The organism is Mycobacterium talmoniae, assembly GCF_001854525.1.
GTDB lineage: Bacteria > Actinomycetota > Actinomycetes > Mycobacteriales > Mycobacteriaceae > Mycobacterium > Mycobacterium talmoniae.
Map to the genome: position 1 here is coordinate 1 of NZ_MLQM01000316.1, position 2,093 is coordinate 2,093.

1 protein-coding gene and 1 pseudogene are annotated in these 2,093 nt (G+C 77.3%); both read left to right on the forward strand.

Annotated features, from left to right (window positions below; translation table 11 throughout):
* Positions 1-862, forward strand: a pseudogene (gene ssd / locus BKN37_RS26955) (septum site-determining protein Ssd); the annotation flags it as partial.
* Complete coding sequence (locus tag BKN37_RS26960) at positions 849-2,009, forward strand: TadA family conjugal transfer-associated ATPase (protein WP_071030346.1); 1,161 nt, start codon at positions 849-851, stop codon at positions 2,007-2,009. The pseudogene ssd and the gene BKN37_RS26960, both read left to right, overlap by 14 nt.
* Positions 2,010-2,093: the final 84 nt, after the last annotated feature.

The following is a 2,093-nucleotide window of genomic DNA, read 5'->3' on the forward strand; positions in this document are numbered from 1 at the left end:
GCCGCCCCGCCGCGCGCCGCGACGCGGGAACCGGCCATCGCGGTCCGCGCCCGGCGCCCGGTGACACTGCCCGCCGAGGGGCATGCGCTGGTTCGCGAGCTCGCCGAGGCCGCCGAATCCGCCGGCGGCGACGGGAGGTGCGGCCAGGTGGTGGCCGTCGTCGGCGGGCGCGGCGGGGCCGGCGCCTCGCTGTTCGCCGCCGCGCTGGCGCAGAGCGCCGGTGAGGCGCTGCTGGTCGACCTCGACCCGTGCGGGGGCGGCATCGACCTGTTGGTCGGCAGCGAAAACAAGCCGGGTTTGCGGTGGCCGGATCTGGCCACCCACGGCGGCCGGGTGGAGTGGTCGGCGGTGCGGGAAGCGTTGCCGCGCCACCGCGGCATCAGCGTGCTGTCCGGTATTCGGCGCGGCTATCCGCCGGAGCCGACGGCGGTGGACGCGGTGCTCGACGCCGCGCGCCGCGGCGGCGTGACCGCGGTCTGCGATGTGCCGCGCGGTGGCACCGACGCCGGCGAAACCGCGCTGCACGCCGCGGATCTCGTCGTCGCGGTGAGCAGCTGCGACGTGCGGGCCTGCGCGGCGAGCGCCGCGACCGCGGCGGCGCTGTCCGCGCTCAACCCCAACGTGGGGCTGGTCGTGCGGGGGCCGTCGCCCGGCGGGTTGCGCGCCGGGGAGGTCGCCGACATCGTCGGCCTGCCGCTGTTGGCGGCGATGCGGGCCGAGCCGCGCATCGCCGCACAACTCGACCGCGGCGGTTTGCGGCTGCCGCGCCGCTCGGCGCTCGCCGCGGCCGCCCGCCGGGTGCTGGCGGTGCTGTCCGCGGGCAAGCACGTGCAGCGGACCGGGTCGGCATGACCGGATCGCTGATCGAGCGGGTTCGGGAGCGGTTGGCCACCGAATCCGCCCCGCTGCGGCCCGCGGTGGTCGCGGCCGCGATCCGCACCGAGTCCGGCGGTGTGCTCGGCGACACCGAGGTGCTGGCCAAGCTGCGGCTGCTGCAGACCGAGCTGACCGGCGCCGGCATCCTCGAGCCGCTGCTGTGCGCCGCCGACACCACCGACGTTCTGGTCACCGCACCGGATGCGGTGTGGGTCGACGACGGCCAGGGTTTGCGGCGCAGTGCGATCCGGTTTGCCGACGAGGCGGCGGTGCGGCGCCTGGCGCAGCGGCTGGCGCTGGCCGCCGGGCGCCGCCTCGACGACGCCCAACCCTGGGTGGACGGCCAGTTGACCGGCATCGGCACCGGCGAGTTCGCGGTGCGCCTGCACGCCATCCTGCCGCCGATCGCGGCCGGCGGCACCTGCCTGTCGTTGCGGGTGCTGCGGCCGGCCAGCCAGGGGCTGGCCGCGTTGACCGCGGCCGGCGCGATCGCCGCGGACGCCGCGGAGTTGCTGACGCGCATCATCGCGGCGCGGCTGGCGTTTCTGGTGTCGGGCGGCACCGGGGCCGGGAAGACCACGCTGCTGGCCGCCCTGCTGGGGGCGGTCGCCCCCGCGGAGCGGATCGTGTGCGTGGAGGACGCCGCCGAGTTGGCGCCCCCGCATCCGCACCTGGTCAAGCTGGTGGCGCGACGCGCCAACGTGGAAGGCGTCGGCGAGGTGACGGTGCGCGAGCTGGTCCGGCAGGCGCTGCGGATGCGGCCGGACCGCATTGTGGTCGGCGAGGTCCGGGGCGCCGAGGTCGTCGACTTGCTGGCGGCGTTGAACACCGGGCACGACGGCGGGGCGGGCACCGTGCACGCCAACAATCCGGCCGAGGTTCCGGCCCGGTTGGAGGCGTTGGCCGCGCTGGGCGGGCTGGACCGTGCCGCGCTGCATTCCCAGCTGGCCGCCGCCGTGCAGGTGCTGCTCCACCTCGGGCGCGACCGGGCCGGGCGGCGCCGGCTTGCCGAGATCGCCGTGCTGCGCCGAACCGACGCCGGACCGGTTCGGGCGGTAACCGTCTGGCGCGCCGACCACGGGACGGTCGACGAGGCGCTGCATCGGCTGCTGCGCAACCGGGTGCCGACGTGACCGGCCGGGGGGCCGCGGGGCTGGGGCCGGCCGTTGTTCGCGTTGGGGGGCGGGGGCGGGTGTGGGGGGGGTGGGTGGGGGGGG

What these genes read in the sequence shown, in the direction of transcription:
- BKN37_RS26960 (WP_071030346.1), top strand. Translation starts at nt 849, where the DNA reads ATGACCGGATCGCTGATCGAGCGGGTTCGGGAGCGGTTGGCCACCGAA.